We start from the raw sequence: 21979 nt of genomic DNA on the forward strand, positions 1-21979 counted from the left end.
AAAGAAATCGGTTGAAATGGTAACGTCCGAGTTCAAATTGTTCAAAATCATGCTGATGGGCATGTGGGTGGCCATGGCGCTGTCCGGTCCGGTTCTCGCTTTCGACATCAAGAGCGACGTCAGCAAGGAATCCGGCCCTTTCGACCTCTTCAAGTTCGGCTTCAAGGCCTACAAAAACGGTCAGAAGGAGGAGGCGGTCGAGGCCTACAAATACGCCGCCGAAAAGGGCCATACCGGTTCGCGCTGGGCGCTCGCCAACATGTATGCCGACGGCGACGGCGTCACCCAGGACGATTTCGAAGCCTTCAAGATCTATAGTGAGATTGCCCAGCAGGGTGTCGAACCCGGCTCGGAAGACACGGGTTTCTTCGTCAACGCGCTTCTCTCGCTCGCCAACTACTACAAGCACGGTATTGCCGGCAGCCCGGTGAAGATCGATCTCACTCAGGCGCGCCAGCTCTATTTCCAGGTGGCCTCCACCTTCGGCGTTCCCGAGGCACAGTTCCAGCTGGCGCAGATGATGCTGGCCGGCGAGGGCGGTAGTGCCAGCCCGCAGCAGGCGAAAAAGTGGTTGAACCAGGCCCGTAAGAGTGGCCATCCCGGCGCCATGGCGGTTTTCGGAAACATCCTTTTCGACGAAGGCCAGACGGCCCGCGGTCTCGCGCTGATGACCGCCGCCCTCGACCGCTGCAAGCCGAAGGATTGCGGCTGGATGGAAGCGCTGCAGGAGCAGGCCTTCTCGGTTGCCAACGAGGCCGACCGTCGCACGGCTGTTTCGCTGTCGCACGCCATTTCGAGCGGTTCTGACTGAAACCTACCACTCAGCGCCACGCGGCATTCAGCCCGCGCATCCTCCACCGCGTCTCTGAAATGACGCTCTGCCAAGTGCTCGGATCTCAGGCCGCGAAATCGAAATAGGCGATCACCGGTACGTGGTCGGACGGCTTTTCCCACGCCCGCACATGTTTTTCGATAGTTGCCGACGTCATCCGGTCGGCTGCTTCGGGTGACAGCAGCAGATGGTCGATGCGGATGCCGTTGTTCTTCGGCCATGCACCCGCCTGATAGTCCCAGAAGGAATAGAGCCGCGTCGCATCCGTCGTCGCGCGCACCGCATCGGTCAAGCCGAGATTTTCAAGTCTGCGGAATGCCTGCCGCGTCTGCGGCAGGAACAGCGCATCGCTTTCCCAGACCCTGGGATCGAAGCAGTCGTGCGGTTCAGGAATGACGTTGTAATCGCCGGCAAGCACCAGCATCTCTTCATAGGCCAGCCGTTCGGCCGCAAAGCTCCTCAGGCGCTCCATCCAGGCGAGCTTGTAGGGGTATTTCTCGGTGTCGACGGGATTGCCGTTCGGGAGATAGATGCAGCAGACGCGCAGGATGCGCGTGTCGGGCAGCGTGAACACCGCTTCTAGGAAACGCGCCTGTTCGTCCAGCGGGTCGCCGGGCAGGCCGCGGTTGACCTCAAAAGGTGAAGTCTTGGAGAGGATCGCGACGCCGTTGAATCCCTTCTGGCCGTGCGTCTCGACATGATAGCCGAGCGCTTCGATCTCCAGCCGGGGGAAGCCTTCGTCGATCGTCTTGATCTCCTGCAGGCAGACGACATCGGGATCGGAATCCTTGAGCCATTGTGTGAGATTGTCGATGCGCGCCTTGACGCCGTTGATGTTCCAGGTCGCGATCTTCATGCTCTGTCCCGTTCGCTAGGGCATGTCGCGCAAAAGTGTGCGGCCGTTTTTGCGATTCACGACATGCGGAAAATCAAAGACCTAAAGCGTGGCAAGCGAGTCTGAAAGATTGCGACGCGCTTTAGTGCGCTCCTTTTATCGCGGTCTTTCGCCGCTGGACAAGCCAATAAACCGGCCGGAAGCAATTCCTCCGACCGTCGTTGGGGACAACGTTCTGCGCTCGGATATTCAGATCGAGAAGCTGGTGCCGCAGCCGCAACTTGCCACCGCGTTCGGGTTCTTGATCTGGAAGGATTGGCCAAGCAGATTGTCGACAAAGTCGATCTCGGAACCTGCCATATAGACGAGCGACAGGCTGTCGATCAGCACCTTCGCGTCGTTTTTTTCGACGACGATGTCGTCATCCCCAGCTCTGTCGGCAAGGTCAAACTTGTAGGAAAAGCCCGAACAGCCGCCGCCTTCAACGGAAACGCGCAGCGCGCTCTTGCCGGCCTCCGCACTGATGATGGCGGCGATACGCTTTGCCGCGGCATCCGAAAGAGTTACACTCGTATCCGTCATATTTCCTCCTGCCGGGGTCAAGATCCGGAGAGAATGGGTTTCGGCACTCAAATGTTCAAATGCCTGATATCAAAGGAACTTAGCATGATCTTCGCAAAAAGACCATGACGCGCCGAAGCGGTCGGGAGAGCGCCTCTTTGCCGTTTCCTCGGGCTATAGGTATGAAGAGGGCAAAGCGGCGTCAATGGGCAGATGCGGCAACAGGCAGAATGACGGTGAAGAATGACGATTGACAGGCGAGCTTTGGGTTTCGGCGGCAGCGAAAGGGCGGTCTATGCGGCAGACCCGTGGACGACGCGTGGGCGTCTCTATCCGGAAGACAGCAGCCCGACTCGCTCCGATTTCCAACGCGACCGCGACCGCATAGTCCATACCACCGCCTTCCGCCGGCTGAAGCACAAGACCCAGGTCTTCATCGCCCAGGACGGCGATCACTACCGCACCCGGCTGACGCATACGATCGAGGTGGCGCAGATTGCCCGTGCGCTTGCCCGCGCCCTGAAACTCGACGAGGATCTGTCCGAGGGCGTGGCGCTGGTGCACGATTTCGGCCACACGCCGTTCGGCCATACCGGCGAGGACGCGCTGCACGAGGTGCTGCTGCCCTATGGTGGCTTTGACCACAATGCCCAATCGCTGCGCATCGTGACCAAGCTCGAGCGGCGGTATGCCGAATTCGACGGCATCAATCTGACATGGGAAAGTCTCGAAGGTCTCGTCAAGCATAATGGTCCAATGCTGACGCCAGATGGTGTGGGCACGCACGGCCCGGTTCCGCAGCCGATCCTCGATTATTGCGAACTGCACGATCTCGAACTGGGCACCTATGCCAGCCTCGAGGCCCAGGTTGCGGCGATCGCCGACGACATCGCCTATAACACCCATGATATCGACGACGGCCTGCGCTCCGGCTATCTGAGTTTCGACATGCTGGAGGAAATTCCCTTTCTCGCCGAGTTGATGGCCGAGGTGAGGGGGCGCTATCCGCATCTGGAACCGAGCCGTTTCACCCACGAGATCATGCGCCGCCAGATCACCCGCATGGTCGAGGACGTTATCGGCGTCGCGCAGGAGCGCCTTTCACTTCTTCGTCCTGAGAGTGCAGCCGACATCCGCGGCGCCGACCGGGTTATTGCCACCTTTTCCGAAGAGATGGCCGAAACCGACAGGCAGATCAAGGCGATGCTCTTCAAGCGCATCTACCGCAATCCCGATATCATGCGGATCCGTGCCGGTGCTGCCCAGATCGTCACGGATCTCTTTGCCGCCTACATGGCCAGTCCCAAGGAGATGCAGAGCCATTACTGGGTCGATCATATCGCCGGGCTCGCCGATGCGCCGAAGGCTCGCCATGTCGGCGACTACCTCGCCGGCATGACCGACACCTATGCGATCAGTGCCCACAGGCGATTGTTTGACCACACTCCGGATTTGCGATAGGCAGCGGTCGCCCGCCGAAGGCCGATTTGCGCCTTTGGCACAGCCTATGCATGGAAGAGTGCGATGAACCTTTTTACCGACTTCGAAGCCAGGATCAAAACCGCCCTTGAACAGATTGATCTGGTCAGGGAAAAGCGATCTGAGCTCGATTTCGGCCGCATCACAGTCGAACCGCCGCGCGATGCGAGTCATGGCGATGTTGCGACCAATGCCGCGATGGTGCTGGCAAAGCCGCTCGGCACCAATCCTCGCGCCCTTGCGGACGTCATAATCGCCAAGCTCAAGGAGGATGCCGACGTCGCCGATGTCTCGGTCGCAGGTCCGGGTTTCATCAACATCCGTCTCGCCGTCCGCTATTGGCAACGGCTGCTCGCCTCGATGATCGGCGCCGGCACCGACTATGGCCGCTCGACCCTAGGCCAAGGTCGCAAGGTCAACGTCGAATATGTCTCGGCCAATCCGACCGGCCCGATGCATGTCGGGCATTGCCGCGGCGCCGTGGTCGGCGATGCGCTCGCCAACCTGCTCGCCTTTGCCGGTTACGGCGTCGAGAAGGAATATTATATCAACGACGCCGGCTCGCAGATCGACGTGCTCGCCCAGTCGGTCTTTCTGCGTTATCGCGAAGCGCTGGGTGAACGGATCGGCGAAATCCCGTCGGGCCTCTATCCGGGTGACTATCTCGTGCCCGTCGGCCAGTCGCTTGCCGCCGATTACGGCGTCCGGTTGCACAATATGCCGGAGGAGCAGTGGATGCCGATCGTCAAGGATCGCACCATAGACGCGATGATGGTCATGATCCGCGAAGATCTGGCGGCGCTGAACGTCCATCACGACATCTTCTTTTCCGAGCGGACCCTGCATGCCAATGGAGCGGCGGCGATCCGCACGGCGATCAACGACCTGACCTTCAAGGGTTACGTCTACAAGGGCACGCTGCCGCCGCCGAAGGGCCAGCTTCCGGAAGACTGGGAAGATCGCGAGCAGACACTGTTCCGCTCGACCGAGGTGGGCGACGACATGGACCGGCCGCTGATCAAGTCGGACGGCTCCTACACCTATTTCGCCGCCGACGTCGCCTACTTCAAGAACAAGTTCGATCGTGGTTTCGACGAGATGATCTATGTGCTTGGCGCCGACCATGGCGGCTACGTCAAGCGCCTGGAAGCGGTTGCGCGCGCCGTTTCGGAGGGCAAGGCGAAGCTGACGGTGCTGCTCTGTCAGCTCGTCAAGCTCTATCGCAATGGCGAGCCGGTGAAGATGTCGAAACGTTCGGGCGATTTCGTCACGCTTCGGGACGTCGTCGAGGAAGTCGGCCGTGATTCGGTCCGGTTCATGATGCTTTATCGCAAGAATTCCGAGCCGCTCGACTTCGATTTCGCCAAGGTGACGGAGCAGTCGAAGGATAATCCTGTTTTTTACGTGCAGTATGCGCATGCCCGCTGCATGTCGGTCTTCCGGCAGGCAAGAGAGGCTTTTCCCGGCCTCGATGCTTCGCCCGAGGATCTTGCGAAAGCCGTTGCTGGCGTTGGCGATCCGGCCGAATTGCAGCTCGTCGCCAAGCTTGCCGAATTCCCGCGTATTGTCGAGGCGGCCGCCCAGTCGCAGGAGCCGCATCGCATCGCATTTTACCTCTACGATCTCGCCAGTGCGTTCCACGCGCACTGGAACAAAGGTAAAGATCAGCCGGAATTACGATTTGTTAATGATAAAAACCGAGAATCAAGTATTGCCAGACTTGGGCTGGTGTACGCCGTCGCGTCGGTTTTAAAGTCGGGACTTGCTATTACAGGCACTGCCGCACCTGACGAAATGCGATAACGTCACCATTTACCCACAATGCGCTGGCATTTGAGCGTTGGCGTTTGCGAGTGGGATAGGCATGGCTGAGAAACAATTTGCGTATGATACGCGCGTAAAAGACGATCTGTTTGCGGACGACGATCCGTTGGCTGAACTTGCCCGGATTGTCGGTTTCGAGCCGCGTGTTGCAGCGAATACCGTAAGCGACGCCGCCCGGCGCGAACCTGCCTTCGATCTGGAGGATGAGCTCGGGCGAGAATTCGATCGATACGATTCACCACGTCCGCTGGCCGAACTCGATCGGCCGGCCGAGCCGATCTCCGATGGCATCACTTCCGAAGACTATGTCGAGCCCGTTCTCGATGCTTCTCCCGCTGCCGTAAGCGTGGATGTTCCGGAGCCCGTCTCCGTTGGTCCCGTCGCCGCAGAAGAAGCTGCCCGACCTCCGGCAAGAAACTGGGACGTAGCCGCTGCCGACCCGGCGGCCGGTCAGCCGCAGCTGTCCGCAGATCCTGTTTCCGAGGTGTCGGTCCATACCGCTTTCGGCGGCGCCCGCGACCTGATCGAGGAACTCGAACTGTCGATCGGTGCCGCGCCGATCTCTTCGCTGGCGCAGCCCGCCAAAACCCCGCAATGGTCGGCCGCCAGCATCAGGTTGCCGCTCGCCAATTTCCACGCCCCCAAACGTGAGGAGCCGGTGGCAGCGGTTGAGCCGGCCGCCGAAGCAGTTGCTGCGCCTGCGGCTGAACCAGTCGCTGAACCGGTGGCTGAAGCAGTCGTTGCCGATCTTGTCTCGGCGGAGCCGGAGCCCGTGATCGAGCAGCCGGCGCCCGCCGCCGCTGTCGAGCCTCTGGAGGAGTTCGAATCCGCGGCGCCGTCGTTCGGCTTTCCCGCTGAGCTCGATCGCCACGATGAGGCAATTGCGTCGCAAGAAACTGCTGGAGCCGAGGAATTCGTTGAAGTCGAGGATGATCTGGAAGAGTTCGGCTCCGATGCTGGTTTCGATCTCGCGGCCGCCATCGAGGGCGAGATCCAGGCCGATGCCGCGCTGACTGAGGTCGGACAGGAAGTTCCGCATATCGCCGGCACCTTCGATGTCGACGACCTGCTGGCCGACGTCTCGCGCTATCCCGTGCCCCGCCCGGTATTGCAGCGCGCTAATCTGGCGCCGGCTTCGCCGGAGCCCGCTCCCGTCGAAGTCGACCCGGTCGCTGCCGCACCGGTTCAGCCCGAGGCGATCGCGCCCCTACCGGTCCTCTCAGCTCCGATCGAAATGGCGCCTGCCTTTGCTGGCGAAGCCGCAAGACCTGTCGCGTCCCAACCTGTCTCAACGGCCTATTCACCGGCGCCGCAGCCCGCGCCGGAAGCCGATGATCCCTTCGCGGGCCACGATTTCGAACTGGACCTCGCCGGTATCGAGCTGGAACTTGCCGATCTCGATTTTTCCGAAGCAGCCGAGCCTGCGCCGCAGCCAAAGGCACAGCCGGCGCCCGCCGCGCCGGAGCAGGCAACGCCTGAGTACCCGCAGGCCGCTGTCCCGGCGCAGCCCGCGTCGGCCCTGGTTTCCGAGCAGCCGGTCCCAGCTCCGGCTCCGGTTTTCAACTGGGCACCTGCCGGAGAGGCGTCCGCCGCTGAATCGACCGAAGATCTGCCCTTCGATCCGGCGATGATCTCCGATCCGGAGGATCGTCCCGAGACGGTGGACGATATGCATGTGCCGACGCTGCCGCCGGTCGAGCAGCCCGCTCCGGTCGCGAAAACCGCGGATTTCGATTTCGATCTCGATGCAGAGATCGCGAGCTTTTTCGAGCCGGCCAAACCGCGCGAAACGGCGGCGTCCGCCCGTAATATGGCTGCCGCTGCGGCAACGCCGGTCAAGCCGACCATTGCCGACGGTCTCGACGATTTCGAACGGGCGCTGGAGGAAGATTTCCGCCGCAGCGTGCGCGAGCCGGTCGAGCGCCGGGAAACCTCCGAGGTCCACATCGAGTCGGCAAGCCAGGCCGCTGATTTCAGCCGCGCTCGGTCGATGCGCCGGCTGCTGGCCGGCGCCGTCATGCTGGTGGTCTTCGCTGGCGTCGGTTATGGCGTCTATTCCTCCGTCTGGAACGGCGAAGGGCTCGGCATTGTCGCGTCCGGCGAGCCGCGTGTGATCACGGCCGACAAGGAGCCCATCAAGGTCGTTCCGGAAAATCCCGGTGGCAAGACGGTTCCGAACCAGGATAAGGCCGTCTACGACCGCGTTGCGGGTTCTGCCGAGGAGCCGAAGCAGAAGGCGCTCGTCTCCTCGGACGAGGCCCCGGTCGATGTTGTCCAGCGCACCTTGACGCCGGAGGCATTGCCGGAGGATGACGAGAACGCCGGCGCTGACGATCGGGTCACGCCGACCGCGGTTGGTGAGACGGAGGATCCGCGTCTGTTGCCGAACCACGCCAACGCCGACGACGCTTCCGCCAGCGACGCCGACAAGACGCCATCCGTTTCGCCGCGCAAGGTCCGCACGATGATCGTCAAGCCTGACGGCACGCTGGTCGCCCGCGAGGAGTCCGCGCCGGTCGACCAGCCGGCCGCGCCTGCTCAGCCGATGCCGTCTGGCCAGCCGCCAGTAACGGCGCAGTCCGCCCCGTCTGCGCCATCGGCCCCGATCGCGCCGCCGGTGGCCGGAACGGCTGCGAGCTTCCCGGCAAGCGCCGAGATTGCTTCCGTCGATGCGCGTTCTGCAGCACCAGTTCAAACCGCGCCGACGCAGCCGTCGCCTGCCGCAACTGCCGATGAGCAGGCGGCAAATCCCGCACCGGTCGATGCGCCGGTACGGCCGGTCAAGACGGCAACGATCGCCGATACGGCCCCGGTTCCGATCGCCCGTCCGGCCGATCAGCCTGTCAACGTCGTTGGCACGGTTACCGATAAGGGCAATGTCCGCACCCCCGCGCAGCAGCCGAAGCCGACGCAGGTCGCCTCGGCAACGCCGGCCGCCGCCCAGCCGCAGCAAGCCGGTTCCGCCGGCGGCTACGGCCTCCAGATCGCTTCGCTGCCGTCGGAAGACGAGGCCAATAAATCTTACGCAAACCTGTCGAAGAAATTCGCCGGCGTGCTTGCTGGCCGCGCCCATGAGATCCGCAGGGCCGATATCGCCGGCAAGGGCACTTTCTACCGTGTCCGCATCCCGGTCGGCTCGAAGGATGAGGCAGCAGCCCTTTGCGAACAGTATCGCGCAGCCGGCGGAAGCTGCCTGATTTCCAAGTAACATCGGGTTATCAAATAGGGAGCGGCGAGCCGGATCGGCCCGCCGCTCTTTTTTGTGCATCGCGCCCGCAGTTACTCGCATTTGGCCCGCCGCCGTCTATGATTCGTCCATGACCGAATCAAAAGCGATGATCCTTGGCTGCAGCGGCCTTGCCCTCACATCCGAAGAAAAAGCCTTTTACCGGGACGAACGGCCCTGGGGCTTCATTCTCTTCGGGCGCAATATCTCCGAAGCAGCGCAGATCACTGATCTCGTCGCCGAACTGCGCGACAGCGTCGGCTGGCATGCGCCGGTGCTGATCGATCAGGAGGGCGGTCGCGTCCAGCGCATCCGTCCGCCGGTTCTGCCGCGTTATCCCGCAGGCCAGGCGCTTGGCGATGTCTATCGCAGCGATCCGGCGCTCGGGCTGCGCGCCGCTTGGCTGATGTCGCGCCTGCATGCCTTCGATCTTTCGAAGCTCGGCATCAATGTCGATTGCCTGCCGGTTCTCGACGTGCCGGTCGAAGGCAGCAGCAACGTCATCGGCGACCGCGCCTATGGCGGCGATCCCGAAACCGTCATCGCCATGGGACGGGTGGCTGGCGAGGGGCTGAAGGCCGGCGGCCTGCTGCCTGTCATGAAACATATGCCCGGCCACGGTCGCGGCTTTGCCGATTCACATCTGGAGCTGCCTGTCGTCACGGTCTCGCGCGATGAGCTGGAGGCCCGTGATTTCCCACCCTTCATCGCGATGAAGGACGAGCTGATGGCAATGACCTGCCATCTTGTCTTCACATCGATCGACCCGGACAATCCGGCGACGACCTCGCGCAAGGTGATCGACGGCGTCATCCGTCAGCATATCGGCTTTGACGGTCTGCTGCTTTCCGACGATAGCTCGATGAATGCGCTTTCCGGCACGATCGGCGAACGGGCGGCGAATATCATTGCAGGCGGATGCGATATCGTGCTGCATTGCAATGGCCATATGGACGAGATGCGGGAGGTCGTGGCAAATGTTCCGCCGCTCGCCGGTCTTTCGCTTGACCGCGCAAAAGCGGTAGAAGCAGGCTTTGCCGCGCCGGATGGTGCCGATGAGGCGGAATTGAGGGCGGAATTCGAGGCGATGTTTGTGTCGGTGTGATCGTAGGAGAGCAGGGTGGTCAGCACGGTCAAGGGCTCGGAACGTCCGCAGGCGGCAACGCCGATGGACAAGCTGTGGCAGGAGAACGGCGCCGAGCGCGCCAGCCACGAGCCGGCGCTGGTGATCGACGTCGCCGGATTCGAAGGCCCGCTCGACCTGCTGCTCTACCTCGCCCGCAACCAGAAGGTCGACCTGTCGCGAATTTCCGTGTTGGCGCTCGCCGAGCAATATCTGCAGTTCGTCGAAAGCGCCCGGCGCATCCGCATCGAGCTTGCCGCCGACTATCTCGTCATGGCGGCCTGGCTTGCCTATCTCAAATCGCGGCTGCTCATTCCCCAGCAGGTCAAGGATGACGGTCCCTCGGGCGAAGAAATGGCGGCAAGCCTTGCTTTCCGCCTGAAGCGTCTCGAGGCCATGCGTCAGGCGGCGGATGGCCTCGTCAACCGCAACCGCCTCGGCCGCGATATCTTCGCCCGCGGTGCACCCGAGCATATTCCCGACCGGCAGCAATCCGCTTATGCGGCAAGCCTCTACGATCTCCTGACCGCCTATGCGGCGCTGCGTCAGCGCCATGCCGTCACCCAGGTGACGATCGAGAGGCGTAATGTCTGGTCGCTGACCGATGCCCGCGAACTGCTGACCCAGATGATCGGCGAGGTCGGCGACTGGACGGCGATGGAACATTATCTGCTGCGTTATCTCGCAGCGCCCGAGGAGCGCGTCACGGCGATCGCCAGCGCCTTTGCCGCCTCGCTGGAGCTGGTGCGCGAGGGCAAGCTCGAAATCCGCCAGGACGGCGCCTTTCAGCCGATTTTCATGCGTCGCGGTCCCAAGCACGCTACGCTGCAGGTGGTGGAACAGGAGCGGCCGGCTTGATCGATCCCAGGAGCGACGAGGGGGAAGGCCGCGACTTGCGGGCCGAGATCGAGGCCGAGCGCACCGCCGAGGCGCTGGTCTTCGCCTCCTCGCAGCCCGTTTCCGAAGTTTTCCTGGCCGAGCGCCTGCCGAGGGGCGCTGACGTGCGCGCGATCATGCTGCGCCTGAAGGAGCAATATGCGCCACGGGGCGTCAATCTGGTCCAGGTCGAAGGCGCCTGGGCCTTCCGCACCGCCGCCGATCTCTCCTTCGTCATCCGCCGTGACGACAACGAGGTGAAGAAGCTTTCGCGCGCCGCGCTGGAAGTGCTGGCAATCATCGCCTATCACCAGCCGGTGACGCGCGCCGAGATCGAGGATATCCGCGGCGTTCAAACCTCGCGCGGCACGCTCGACGTGCTGATGGAAGCCGGCTGGGTGCGGTTTCGCGGCCGCCGGCGCACACCGGGCCGGCCGGTGACATTGGGTACGACGCGCGATTTCCTCGACCATTTCGGCCTCGAGGAACTGCGCGATCTGCCCGGTCTCGAAGAATTGAAGGGGGCGGGCCTGTTGTCGGGCCGTATCCCGGCGAATTTCAATATTCCGTCGCCGTCGATGAACGACGAATTGACCGAGGACGAAGATCCGATCACCCAGATGGATCTCGAAGAACTCGGGTTGCTCGCCCCCCGTTCTACCTCCGAAGATTGAAGGACTTCCTCTTGCTTTTGCCATGCAAGACGAAAACAATGGTGCTCACGATTTTTCGATGGGTCAGTGGCTTGTCATAAAGGGCGATACCGTGACATTAAGCGCAGTTCAAAGGGCTTAATGTTGGAAACGGTGTCAGAAATCCTTACATCGTGGGAACATCGAAACAGGGAGTTAGAGTGATGGGTTCTCTTAGCATGTGGCACTGGCTGATCGTTCTGGTCATCGTGCTGTTGTTGTTCGGTCGCGGCAAGATTCCGGAACTGATGGGCGATGTTGCCAAGGGCATCAAAAGCTTCAAGAAGGGCATGACGGACGAAGACGCGCCGGAAACGGCAAAGACCGTCGATCACAAGGCCGACGAAACGAAGTAATCAAGTCCGGGAAAAAGCGCAGCCCCCGCGCTTCCCGTCCAGGAGCCTTGCATGTTCGATATTGGCTGGACCGAGCTTTTGGTCATCGCGGTCGTGCTGATCGTCGTTGTCGGTCCGAAGGATTTGCCGCCGATGCTGCGCGCTTTCGGCAAGATGACGCAGCGCGCCCGCAAGGTTGCGGGTGAGTTTCGGGCGCAATTCGACGAAGCGTTGCGCGAAGCCGAGCTTGACGATGTCCGTCAGACGATCAGCGACGCCCAGAAGCTCAACCCGGTTAATAGCCTGCGCGAGGCGATGAACCCGCTTCGCCAGATGGGCAACGAGATCAAGGCCGACTTGCAGAAGACGACTGTGGCTCCGGAAAATAAGACCGAAGTGCCGCCGGCTGCCGTCTCGGCCCCGACGCCGACGATGAGCCTGCCGGAAACGCCGCCCCTGGTGCCGGCGCCTGCGCAGCCCGAGCCCGTCGCAGCAGCGACTGCCCAGGCCGATACGGTTGCCGGCAAGCCGAAGGCCGTGCGCAAGCCACGCGTCAAGGCCGCCGACAAGGTCGATGCCGCCGAAGTCGTTGCCGTACCTGTGGAAAAGCCGAAGCGGGCCGCGGCGGTCAGGAAGCCTGCAACGTCGAAGAAGCCGACGCAGACGAAGAAGAAGGACGAGGCATGAGCGGTGATATCGAAGACAAGCCGCAGCCGCTGATCGAGCACCTGATGGAGCTGCGCACACGGCTGATCTGGTCGATCGGCGCGTTTTTCGTGGCTTTCATCGCATGCTTCTTCTTTGCCAAGCATCTCTTCAACTACCTGGTCATTCCCTACAAGACGGCTGTGGAGTGGGCGCATCTCGACGTCGAGAAGGCCCAGCTGATTTATACGGCGCCCCAGGAGTTCTTCTTTACCCAGGTCAAGGTGGCGATGTTCGGCGGCCTGGTGGTCGCTTTCCCCATCATTGCCGCCCAAGTCTATAAGTTCGTGGCACCCGGCCTCTACAAGAACGAGCGCCAGGCCTTCCTGCCGTTCCTTATCGCGTCGCCGGTCCTGTTCCTGATGGGGGCTGCGCTCGTCTATTTCTTCTTTACGCCGATGGTCATGTGGTTCTTCCTGTCGATGCAGCAGGCGCCGGGTCATGACGAGGTGGCGATCTCGCTGATGCCGAAGGTCTCGGAATATCTGAGCCTCATCATGACGCTGGTCTTCTCCTTCGGCCTCGTCTTCCAACTGCCCGTCATCACGACTCTGCTTGCCCGCGTCGGTCTGCTGACGTCGCAATGGCTCGCCGAAAAGCGCAAGTTCGCCATCGTGCTCGCCTTCGTCGTCGCCGCCGTGCTGACGCCGCCGGATCCGATGTCCCAGATCGGTCTTGCGCTACCAACGATCCTTCTCTACGAGATTTCCATCTATGCGGCGCGACTCGTGGAGCGCCAGCGTGCCCGGCAGGCGCTCGAAAAGGAAAGCGGATCCGCGGACGTTGCCAAGACCGACAGCGTCTGAGGCGATCCGGAAATCCTTTTATGACGCCGTCTCATCCGGTCGAGGCCCGGTCAGGCTTTGGCCGGTCATTTCTGTTGCAACGACCTGGAACGACGATGCTCGATATCAAATGGATCCGTGAGAATCCCGAAGCGCTCGATGCCGCTCTTGCCAAGCGCGGCGCGGAGCCTCTGGCCCAAAGTCTCGTGGCCCTCGATGAAAAGCGCCGCTCCGCCGTGCAAAAGACGCAGGATCTGTTGTCCCGCCGCAACGCCGCATCCAAGGAGATCGGCGCAGCGATGGCCCAGAAGAACGGCGAGCTTGCCGAGAAGCTGAAGGCCGAGGTCGCCGAACTGAAGAACTTGCTGCCGGCGATCGAGGAAGAGGACCGTCAGCTGACGGCCGAACTCAACGACGCTCTCTCGCGCATCCCGAACGTGCCCTTCGACGACGTTCCTGTCGGCAAGGACGAGCACGACAATGTCGTCAGCCGCATCGTTGGCGAAAAGCCGCGTTGGAACCACACGCCGAAGGAGCATTTCGAAATCGGCGAGGCGCTCGGCTATATGGATTTCGACCGTGCTGCCAAGCTCTCCGGTTCGCGCTTCACGGTTCTGACCGGGCCGCTCGCGAGACTTGAACGGGCGCTCGGCCAGTTCATGATCGACCTTCACACCAGCGAGCACGGCTATACCGAAGTCAGCTCGCCGCTGATGGTGCGCGCCGAAGCGGTGTTCGGCACCGGCAGCCTGCCGAAGTTCGAAGAGGATCTGTTCAAGACGACGGACGGTCGCTACCTCATTCCGACGGCTGAGGTGACGCTGACCAATCTGGTGCGCGAGGAAATCCTCGACCAGGAAAAGCTGCCGCTGCGCTTCACCGCCTTGACCCCGTCCTTCCGCTCGGAAGCGGGCTCGGCCGGCCGCGACACGCGCGGCATGCTGCGCCAGCACCAGTTCTGGAAATGCGAGCTCGTTTCGATCACCGATGCCGAGAGCTCCATTGCCGAGCATGAAAGGATGACCGCCTGTGCGGAGGAGGTGCTGAAGCGCCTCGGTCTGCATTTCCGCACGGTGACGCTTTGCACCGGCGACATGGGCTTCGGCTCGCGCAAGACCTACGATCTCGAAGTCTGGCTGCCGGGGCAGAACACTTTCCGCGAGATCTCCTCCTGCTCGGTCTGCGGCGATTTCCAGGCCCGGCGCATGAACGCGCGCTACCGCGGCAAGGACGAGAAGAGCAACAAGTTCGTTCACACGCTGAACGGATCCGGCACTGCCGTCGGCCGCTGCCTGATCGCCGTCCTTGAAAATTATCTGAACGAAGACGGCTCCGTCACGATTCCGGGCGTTTTGCTGCCCTATATGGGCGGAATGACCAAGATCGAACGGGCGGCCTGAGGCGATGCGCATCCTGCTCACGAATGACGATGGCATCCATGCCGAAGGCCTTGCTGCGCTGGAGCGGATCGCCCGCACACTGTCCGACGACGTCTGGATCGTGGCGCCCGAGACCGACCAGAGCGGCCTGGCCCATTCGCTGAGCCTTTCCGAGCCGTTGCGGCTGCGCAAGATTTCCGACAAGCATTTCGCCTTGCGCGGCACGCCGACGGATTGCGTCATCATGGGCATCCGGCAGGTGATGGACATCAAGCCTGATCTCGTTCTCTCCGGCGTCAATTCGGGTTCGAACGTAGCAGACGACGTGACCTATTCCGGCACGATCGCGGGCGCCATCGAAGGCACGATGCAGGGCGTGCGCTCCTTTGCGCTGAGCCAAGCTTACCTTTACGAGAACGGCGCGCGCATCGTGCCTTGGGAGGTCTGCGAAGCGCATGCGCCGGCTCTTCTGGAAAAGCTGATGGTGCTCGACCTGCCGGAGGGCACGTTCCTCAATCTCAACTTCCCGAACTGCCGTCCCGACGAGGTCGATGGCGCCGAGGTCACCATGCAGGGCAAGCTTGCCTTCAACCTGCAGGTCGAGGCTCGCTCCGATGGCCGGGGTTTTCCCTATTACTGGCTGAAGTTCGGCGAACGTGCCGGTGCCTTCATCGAAGGTACCGATATTCACGCCTTGAAGCATAATAAGATTTCGGTAACGCCTTTGAAACTGGATCTGACCGATTATTCCGTGACGGACCGCGTGGCGCGGGCCCTGGGATACGGAGCACAAGTTTGACGGCAAGGCTGGCGGAGAAGGAGGGCTTCGCGGCGCTTGTCCTCAGACTGCGCGCCGAAGGCATATCCGATCTCGATCTGCTGACGGCGGTCGAGCAGACGCAGCGCTCGCTATTCGTGCCGCCGCAATTTTCCGACGACGCCTATTCGAGCCGGACGATACCGATCGAATGTGGCTCCTTCCTTGAAGGCATCGATTTTGTCGTCCGCATCCTGCATCACCTGAAGCTCAAACCGGGGCAGCGCGTCCTGGAAGTCGGCACCGGCAGCGGCTTCACCGCCGCTGTCATGGGCCGTCTGGCTGAGCGTGTTCTGTCGATCGACCGCTACAAGACGCTGACGACGGCCGCACAGCGGCGCATGGAATCGCTTGGTTTGCGCAACGTCGTCATCCGCCACGCCGACGGCAGCGCCGGCATGCAGGGAGAGGGCACTTTCGACCGTATCCTGGTCACCGCCGCATTCAATGCCATGCCGCGCTTTTATACCGACCAACTCGTTTCCGGTGGTTCGATGATTGCGCCGCTGATGATTTCGGAGAATGAGTGTCGCATGGTGCGGCTGACGAAAACCGGCAGCCGTTTCGAACGCGAGGAACTGTTCGAAGCGCCCTATCTGCCGATCGTTCCGCGTCTTGCCTCGCTGCTGTAGAGGCGGCGTCCGAAAGCCCGCGCAGTTTTCGGCATCACCTTCCAGACACTGCGATTTTTCACCCGTAAGCTATGGTTATCAACTTCTCAAAAATATCGCACTGATTCCAGCGTCTTAACCACGTGGTAATACTAACGCGTTTTAATAGACTCACAAATGGTTGCGTTCTCAGTGGGTCGAGTCAATGCGTTTCAGTCTTTCGCCGAAGTTCGGTAAGTCGGCCGGTAATCTCCTGGTTGTGGGCCTGCTGGCGAGTACCGCAACGGGCTGCAGTTCCGATGTGACACGGTTCGGCGGCCTGTTTTCCTCCTCAGGGCAGGATCAGATCACCACCAGTTCCATTCCGCGCGGCGGTCAGCAAGGTGATCCGGTGCCGCGCGCCGATCTCGGCGGTTCCGCCGTCGCCACCCAGTCGGGTTACGGTGGCAACAATACGCTGAATCAGCCCTATCCGGCGCGCCAGGGTTACGAGCCGGTGCGCACGTCGAGCGCACGCATGGCTTCCTCGCCGGTGTCGATACAGCGTTCCGAACTCCCTGCTCCGACGGCTGTTGCGCCCTCTCGCCAGCGGGAAAGGGAAGTTGCGCTTGCCCAGCCTTTCCCGGCTTCAACGCAGCCTGAAAAACCGCGGCTCGTAGCGCCGGCTGCCCCGAAGCCGACGCCCGATTCTTTGACGACGGGCACGACGCCGAAGGTTTCCGGCTGGTCCGCGACCAACGCGCCTTCTGTCACGCTGCGTCCGGGTGAGAGCATTGCGACGTTATCGCGGCGCTTTGGCGTTCCGGAAAAGGAAATCCTGCGCGTCAACAATCTGAAAATGGCCTCGGCCGCCAAGCCTGGCCAGGCAATTCTGATCCCGACTTTCAACGGCGGCAATGCCGCCAAGGCGGCCTCGCAAGCGACCGATCTTTCCAAGCCCGGCAATATGCCCGACCCGGCCAAGGCGCCGGAACAGAAGGTCGCTGTCGTCCCCGGCGCCAATTCCGCGCGGGACAAGGCCGTGGCGAGCGCCGATCCCACCGGCAAGGTTCCGGTTGGCGCCGGCAAGGACCCGAAGACGCCGGCCGGCAGCTATGTCGTGAAGCAGGGCGATTCTCTGGCGAAGATCGCGAAGGCCACCGGCACCAACATCGACGATCTCAAGGCCGCCAACAATCTTTCGGCGAATTCGCTGCGCGTCGGACAGGCCCTGAAGCTCCCGAACGGCGGTGCCGACACTGTCAAGACCGCCTCGATCCCGGCTGAGAAGGTCGATTCGAAGCCGGCTGATCCGGCGCCCGCTCAACAGACCGCGTCCGTTCAGCCTGCGCCCTACAAGGCGCCGGTCGCCACGCAGACCGTTGACGATGTCGAGAAGAAGTCCGACGTCAGCTCCGACGCGCCGGAATCGACCGGCATCGGCAAGTATCGCTGGCCGGTCCGCGGCCAGGTGATTGCCGCCTATGGCGCCAACGTCAACGGCAACCGCAATGACGGCATCGATATCTCGGTGCCGCAGGGCACGCCGATCAAGGCCGCGGAAAACGGCGTCGTCATTTACGCAGGCAACGGCCTGAAGGAGCTCGGCAACACGGTTCTCGTCCGTCACGACGACGGCACCGTCACCGTCTACGGCAACGCCGACACGCTGAGTGTCACTCGCGGTCAGAAGATTCAGCGCGGTCAGACCGTCGCCGTCTCCGGCATGAGCGGCGATGTCAAGCAGCCGCAGGTCCATTTCGAGGTGCGCAAGGACGCCTCACCGGTCAACCCGATGACTTTCCTGGAATAGGTATAGCGTACCAGGAGCGCAAAAGCCCGGCCACCAGCCGGGCTTTTGTCATTTTAAGATCTCGTCGCGTCGATTCCGTTTCGAGAGGCGCCTACGTCCGGTCGATATGAACGCGTGTGCGTCCGGCCAGATCCTGGATATATTGCCAAGCGACGCGGCCGGAGCGCGCGCCGCGCGTCGTTGCCCATTCCAGCGCCTCGGCATGCATTTTGTCACGGTCGAGTCCGAGCTTGAAGTGATCGGCATAGCCGTCGATCATGCCGAGATAGTCTTCCTGGCTGCATTTGTGAAAGCCGAGCCAAAGACCGAAGCGGTCGGACAGCGAGACCTTTTCCTCGACAGCCTCCGATGGATTGATCGCCGTCGACTGCTCGTTTTCCATCATGTGACGCGGCAGAAGATGGCGCCGATTTGACGTGGCGTAGAAGAGCACATTGTCGGGTCGCCCTTCGACGCCGCCATCGAGTGCCGCCTTCAGCGACTTGTAGGCGGTGTCGTCGTGATCGAAGGAAAGGTCGTCGCAGAAGACGATCACACGGTACGGCGTGTCTTTCAGGAGGTCGAGCAGGTTGGGCAGGCTGGCAATATCCTCCCGATGCACTTCAACCAGCTTCAGCGGCGCGCCGCTTTCCCGCCGGACATCCTCATGCACGGCCTTAACAAGCGAGGATTTGCCCATGCCGCGCGCGCCCCAGAGGAGCACGTTGTTGGCGGCATAACCCTCGGCAAACCGCACCGTATTCTCATGCAGGATATCGCGCACATGGTCGACGCCGCGGATGAGCTTCAGCGCCACCCGGTTCGGCTTCTTCACCGGCTGCAGATACTGACGCAACGGTGCCCAGACGAAACAGTCGGCCGCATTCCAATCGTTGGCGGCAGGTGCCGGCCCGGCCAGACGCTGCACGGCGTCAGCGAGCCTTTTTAGTTCGGCAAGCAGGGCGGTGTTGATTTCCTCGGTCATCATGGGCCTCCTGATTTCTCGCTGCGCCAAGCCGCTTTGATCTTTCGATGCCGCCTACCATGGCGTTTTGCCGGCGGAAAGGTTATGAGGCAGCGAAATCGGTACTGTTCCCGGCTGTTTCTGTTGCATTCATCCAAGCGGCAACTATAGTCCGGCAACCTGAAAAGCAGGCGGAGTTCCGCCACAGAAGCCTGAGGAGTTTAGCATGTTCATCACCCCGGCATTCGCCCAGACTGCGACCGATACCGCAACAGGATTCGGCGGTTCCGGTTTCGAAATGATCATCCTGTTCGTGCCGCTGATGGTCGTCTGGTATTTCCTGCTGATCCGGCCGCAGCGCGCGCAGGCCAAGAAGCGTGAGGAAACTCTCAAGGCGATCCGCCGTGGCGATCAGATCGTGACCGGCGGCGGTCTTGTCGGCAAGGTGACGAAGGTCGTCGATGATAAGGAAGTCGAGGTCGAGATTGCCGAAGGTGTTCGCGTGCGCATCGTCCGCAGCGGCATTTCGGACGTTCGCGTCAAGGGTGAGCCCGTCAAGGCCGACGCGGCGTAACAAGCGATAACGGCGGAACCGCCGGATCGGAAGATCGTCGAGAGAATGTTGCATTTTTCCCGCTTGAAAACACTTCTGATTTGGCTGGTTGCGTTTGCGGCCGTCGTCGTTGCTGCGCCCAATCTCCTGAGCGAGGCGCAGCGCTCGTCTCTGCCGACATGGTGGCAAAACGACCGCGTGACACTCGGTCTCGACCTGCAGGGCGGTTCCCATATCGTTCTGAAGGTCGAGCGTTCCGATATCGTCAAAGACCGCTTGGAAGAGACCGTCGCGAATGTGCGCAAGGCGCTGCGAGGTGCCGGCATCCGCTATACCGGCCTGACCGGCAACGGCCAGACAGTCACTGTCCGGATTACCGATCCGGCTGAGGCGAAAAAGGCAGTCGATCTCCTGAAGCCTCTGACGAACGGTGACGAACATTCAGGGCCTGGCCTTGCGCTTCGACAGGGCGAGGAAGGGCAGCTCTCACTGCAGATATCCGATGCCGGCATCACCGCCGACATCGCCTCGGCCCGCAGCCGGTCGCTCGACATCGTTGGCCGCCGCATCGCCGGCTTCGGCTATGAAGACTTTCAGGTTCGCCCCGATGGCGACGACCGGATCGTCGTGCAGGTGCTGGGATCCGTCGATGCGGAGCGGCTGAAGAATATTCTGAACCAGCCGGCAAAGCTTTCCTTTCATCTGCTCGACGAAAGCATGTCGGGACAGGAGGCGCTGAACGGCCGCTGGCCGGCCAGCTCGGAGGTGCTCTATTCGCTCGACGATCCGCCTGTTCCGTATCTCGTCGACCGCACGGCATTCGTCACCGGCAGCAACATGATCGATATCGAGCCTGTCGTCGATCCGCAGACGCAGGATACCTCGATTGACTATCGCCTCGATGCGGAGGGTACTCAGCGGCTGGCGCAGGCGACAGCGCAAAATATCGGCAGGCACCTTGCCATCGTCTTTGACGATCAGGTGATGTCTGCGCCGGTCATCGACGCGGCGATCATCGGCGGCGAGGGCCGGATTTCGGCGAATTTCTCCGAGGATGGCGTTCGCGACCTTGCGGTGATGCTGCGCGCCGGCGCCATGCCGGCGACGCTGACGAGCGTCGAGGAGCGCAGCGTCAGCCCGAGCTTCGGCGCCGACTCCATCTTCTCCGGCCTGGTTGCCGGTCTCGTCGCCGTCGTGCTGGTCGCAGCGCTGATGATCGCGCTCTACCGTATTCTCGGCGCCATCGCCGTCGTCTCGCTGTTCGTCAATCTGATCTTCATCGTCGCTGCGCTCAGCCTTGCCGGCGCCACGCTGACTTTGCCCGGTATTGCCGGCATCGTGCTTATCGTCGGCATGGCGGTCGATTCCAACGTGCTGATCTATGAGCGCATCCGCGAAGAGGAAAGAGCCAGTTCCTCCTTTGCGCAGGCCGTCGGCCGCGGCTTCTCGCGCGCCTTCGCAACGATCGTCGACGCGAATGTCACGATCTTCATCGCCGCCATCATTCTCCTGTTTCTCGGCAGCGAGTCCATTCGCGGGTTCGCGGTGACGCTGGCGGTCGGCATTCTGACGACTGTCATCACGGCTTTCACGCTGACGCACTCGATCGTCGCCGCCTGGCTGAAAGCGCGCCATCCCAGGCATCTGCCGAAGAGCGTTCTCGCGCATCTTTTCGAGCACGCCAATGTGCGTTTCATGGGAATCCGCCGTTATGTCTTCACGGCGTCGGCAGTGATCTCGCTGACCGCGATGGCGGCCTTTGCCACCGTTGGCCTGCAGCTCGGCATCGATTTCACCGGCGGCTCGCTCATCGAGGTGACGGCGAAACAGGGCAATGCCGACATCGCTGATCTCAAATCACGCCTCGACGATCTCAATCTTGGCGAGGTCAGCGTCGAGCGTACGGGCGGCCTTTCGAATGCGCGGATCCGCATCGCGTCCCAGGGCGGCGGCGAGAATGCCGAGCAATCGGCGGCGACGCTGGTGCGCGGCGAACTCGAGGCCGATTACGATTTCCGCCGCGTCGAGGTCGTCGGGCCCGCCATCTCGGGCGAATTGACGATGATGGCTACGCTCGGTGTCGCAGCCGCACTCGCGGCGATCCTGATCTATATCTGGATCCGTTTCGAATGGCAGTTCGCCGTCGGCGCCATCATTGCCACACTGCACGACGTCATCATCATGCTCGGTCTCTTCGTGCTGACCGGCATCGAGTTCAACCTGACGAGCATCGCCGCCGTGCTGACCATCGTCGGTTATTCCCTGAACGACACGGTCGTCGTCTATGACCGCATGCGCGAGAATCTTGAACGATACAGGAAGATGCCGCTGCCGATCCTGATCGATGCCTCGATCAACCAGACATTGTCACGCACCGTCCTGACGGCGGCGACGACATTGCTCGCCTTGCTGGCGCTCTATCTGTTCGGCGGTGACGTCATCCGCTCCTTCTCCTTTACGATGCTCTTCGGAGTAGCTCTCGGCACTTTCTCTTCGATCTATATCGCTGCTCCCGTGTTGATCGTCTTCCGGCTGCGGCCGGAGGCTTCCGACGGAGAAGAGAGCAACAAGACAGATGCTGGTCGAAAATCCGGCACGGTGGTTTGAAAAC

Annotated in this window: 19 protein-coding genes; 16 read left to right on the forward strand and 3 right to left on the reverse strand. The window is 61.9% G+C overall.

Annotation, left to right across the window (positions count from 1 at the left end):
- Positions 1 to 16: 16 nt before the first annotated feature.
- The gene (gene exoR, locus HJC04_RS14690) at positions 17 to 811 is read left to right on the forward strand and encodes an exopolysaccharide production regulator ExoR (RefSeq protein WP_210628135.1); all 795 of its coding nucleotides are present in this window, start codon (positions 17 to 19) and stop codon (positions 809 to 811) included.
- A gap of 85 nt (positions 812 to 896) precedes the next feature.
- Here exoR and xth read toward each other — a convergent pair whose 3' ends face one another.
- Positions 897 to 1688 (reverse strand): exodeoxyribonuclease III, encoded by a 792-nt coding sequence (xth, locus tag HJC04_RS14695; protein ID WP_210628134.1) that lies wholly within the window; start codon positions 1686 to 1688, stop codon positions 897 to 899.
- A 228-nt stretch (positions 1689 to 1916) separates the two neighbouring features.
- Complete coding sequence (erpA, locus tag HJC04_RS14700) at positions 1917 to 2249, reverse strand: iron-sulfur cluster insertion protein ErpA (protein ID WP_221146536.1); 333 nt, start codon at positions 2247 to 2249, stop codon at positions 1917 to 1919.
- Positions 2250 to 2471: 222 nt separating this feature from the next.
- On the opposite strand from erpA, the gene HJC04_RS14705 reads away from it, so the two are divergent.
- The 13 genes from HJC04_RS14705 (at position 2472) to HJC04_RS14765 (ending at position 17872) form a co-directional block, all read left to right on the forward strand.
- The gene (locus tag HJC04_RS14705) at positions 2472 to 3689 is read left to right on the forward strand and encodes a deoxyguanosinetriphosphate triphosphohydrolase (protein WP_221122830.1); all 1218 of its coding nucleotides are present in this window, start codon (positions 2472 to 2474) and stop codon (positions 3687 to 3689) included.
- Positions 3690 to 3752: 63 nt separating this feature from the next.
- Positions 3753 to 5510 carry an arginine--tRNA ligase gene (argS, locus tag HJC04_RS14710; protein WP_221146537.1) on the forward strand — a complete coding sequence of 586 codons (1758 nt, stop codon included), beginning with the start codon at positions 3753 to 3755 and terminating at the stop codon, positions 5508 to 5510.
- A gap of 61 nt (positions 5511 to 5571) precedes the next feature.
- Positions 5572 to 8739 carry an SPOR domain-containing protein gene (locus tag HJC04_RS14715; RefSeq protein ID WP_221146538.1) on the forward strand — a complete coding sequence of 1056 codons (3168 nt, stop codon included), beginning with the start codon at positions 5572 to 5574 and terminating at the stop codon, positions 8737 to 8739.
- A gap of 109 nt (positions 8740 to 8848) precedes the next feature.
- A complete protein-coding gene (nagZ, locus tag HJC04_RS14720) occupies positions 8849 to 9862 on the forward strand; it encodes a beta-N-acetylhexosaminidase (RefSeq protein ID WP_221146539.1) in 1014 nt (337 codons plus the stop codon).
- Between the two features lie 63 nt (positions 9863 to 9925).
- Positions 9926 to 10738 (forward strand): ScpA family protein, encoded by an 813-nt coding sequence (locus HJC04_RS14725; protein WP_221146626.1) that lies wholly within the window; start codon positions 9926 to 9928, stop codon positions 10736 to 10738.
- Positions 10735 to 11430 carry an SMC-Scp complex subunit ScpB gene (gene scpB / locus HJC04_RS14730; RefSeq protein ID WP_210628128.1) on the forward strand — a complete coding sequence of 232 codons (696 nt, stop codon included), beginning with the start codon at positions 10735 to 10737 and terminating at the stop codon, positions 11428 to 11430. The genes HJC04_RS14725 and scpB overlap by 4 nt, the downstream gene beginning before the upstream one ends.
- A gap of 182 nt (positions 11431 to 11612) precedes the next feature.
- Positions 11613 to 11804: a twin-arginine translocase TatA/TatE family subunit gene (locus HJC04_RS14735; protein WP_011425113.1), complete on the forward strand. Its 192-nt coding sequence runs from the start codon at positions 11613 to 11615 to the stop codon at positions 11802 to 11804.
- Positions 11805 to 11855: 51 nt separating this feature from the next.
- The gene (gene tatB / locus HJC04_RS14740; protein ID WP_210628127.1) at positions 11856 to 12470 is read left to right on the forward strand and encodes a Sec-independent protein translocase protein TatB; all 615 of its coding nucleotides are present in this window, start codon (positions 11856 to 11858) and stop codon (positions 12468 to 12470) included.
- Entirely contained in the window at positions 12467 to 13294 is an 828-nt protein-coding gene (gene tatC / locus HJC04_RS14745; RefSeq protein ID WP_210628126.1) for a twin-arginine translocase subunit TatC, read from the forward strand. The genes tatB and tatC overlap by 4 nt, the downstream gene beginning before the upstream one ends.
- A gap of 95 nt (positions 13295 to 13389) precedes the next feature.
- On the forward strand, positions 13390 to 14673 hold the full coding sequence (serS, locus tag HJC04_RS14750; RefSeq protein WP_210628125.1) for a serine--tRNA ligase: 1284 nt from the start codon (positions 13390 to 13392) through the stop codon (positions 14671 to 14673).
- Positions 14674 to 14677: 4 nt separating this feature from the next.
- Positions 14678 to 15451, forward strand: a complete 774-nt coding sequence (gene surE / locus HJC04_RS14755; protein ID WP_210628124.1) for a 5'/3'-nucleotidase SurE — start codon at positions 14678 to 14680, stop codon at positions 15449 to 15451.
- Positions 15448 to 16101: a protein-L-isoaspartate(D-aspartate) O-methyltransferase gene (locus tag HJC04_RS14760; RefSeq protein WP_210628123.1), complete on the forward strand. Its 654-nt coding sequence runs from the start codon at positions 15448 to 15450 to the stop codon at positions 16099 to 16101. Before surE ends, HJC04_RS14760 begins: the two co-directional genes overlap by 4 nt.
- Before the next feature lie 184 nt (positions 16102 to 16285).
- Positions 16286 to 17872, forward strand: a complete 1587-nt coding sequence (locus HJC04_RS14765) for a peptidoglycan DD-metalloendopeptidase family protein (RefSeq protein ID WP_221146540.1) — start codon at positions 16286 to 16288, stop codon at positions 17870 to 17872.
- A gap of 91 nt (positions 17873 to 17963) precedes the next feature.
- On the opposite strand, the gene HJC04_RS14770 is transcribed toward HJC04_RS14765, so the two are convergent.
- The gene (locus HJC04_RS14770; protein WP_210628121.1) at positions 17964 to 18836 is read right to left on the reverse strand and encodes an ATP-binding protein; all 873 of its coding nucleotides are present in this window, start codon (positions 18834 to 18836) and stop codon (positions 17964 to 17966) included.
- 205 nt (positions 18837 to 19041) lie between these two features.
- On the opposite strand from HJC04_RS14770, the gene yajC reads away from it, so the two are divergent.
- Together yajC and secDF are read left to right on the forward strand one after the other, a co-directional pair.
- Complete coding sequence (gene yajC / locus HJC04_RS14775) at positions 19042 to 19389, forward strand: preprotein translocase subunit YajC (protein WP_064696006.1); 348 nt, start codon at positions 19042 to 19044, stop codon at positions 19387 to 19389.
- Positions 19390 to 19434: 45 nt separating this feature from the next.
- Positions 19435 to 21975, forward strand: a complete 2541-nt coding sequence (secDF, locus tag HJC04_RS14780) for a protein translocase subunit SecDF (protein ID WP_221146541.1) — start codon at positions 19435 to 19437, stop codon at positions 21973 to 21975.
- The last annotated feature ends 4 nt before the right edge of the window (positions 21976 to 21979 follow it).

The organism is Rhizobium sp. NLR8a, assembly GCF_019685235.1.
Lineage (GTDB): Bacteria > Pseudomonadota > Alphaproteobacteria > Rhizobiales > Rhizobiaceae > Rhizobium.